This window comes from Mesorhizobium sp. M5C.F.Ca.ET.164.01.1.1 (genome assembly GCF_004792125.1).
Classification (GTDB): domain Bacteria; phylum Pseudomonadota; class Alphaproteobacteria; order Rhizobiales; family Rhizobiaceae; genus Mesorhizobium; species Mesorhizobium wenxiniae.
In genome coordinates this window covers 1-416 of sequence record NZ_SRTG01000134.1, presented here as the reverse complement: position 1 = coordinate 416, position 416 = coordinate 1, and the positions used below count along the sequence as shown (strand labels likewise).

1 protein-coding gene is annotated in these 416 nt (G+C 63.0%); it reads left to right on the top strand.

What is annotated here, in order from left to right; genetic code table 11:
• Positions 1-71 precede the first annotated feature (71 nt).
• Positions 72-416 (top strand): GNAT family N-acetyltransferase (locus EN807_RS32785; RefSeq protein WP_135937952.1); only part of this gene is annotated, 345 nt, incomplete at its 3' end.

Sequence of the window (416 nt, the reverse complement as noted above, 5' to 3'; positions counted from 1 at the left end):
ATCCTCGATAAACCGCCAAGCGGGGAAGGTTTTGCGCGCCTCATGAACGTGCCCAAGCCATGGCGGGACTGATGCTATCGGCGCCCACGCCCCTGGCAGAAAACCACGATCTCGACCTTTTCCAAAGCGGAACAGAAAGTCTCGACCAATGGCTTCGCCGCAGGGCACGGGCCAACCAGGTCAGTGGCGCATCGCGTACTTATGTGGTGGCGGAAGGCTCACGCGTTGTCGCCTACTACTGCTTTTCTTCGGGCGGGCTTGATCTGGCGGAAGCGCCCGGCATTGTTCGCCGCAACATGCCAGATCCCATTCCGATGGTCGTGCTCGGGCGTCTCGCGGTGGATGGAAGCTGGCAAGGGAAGGGGCTGGGCGCGGCGCTTCTGCAAGATGCCGTCCTGCGCGCCGGTCAAGCCGCG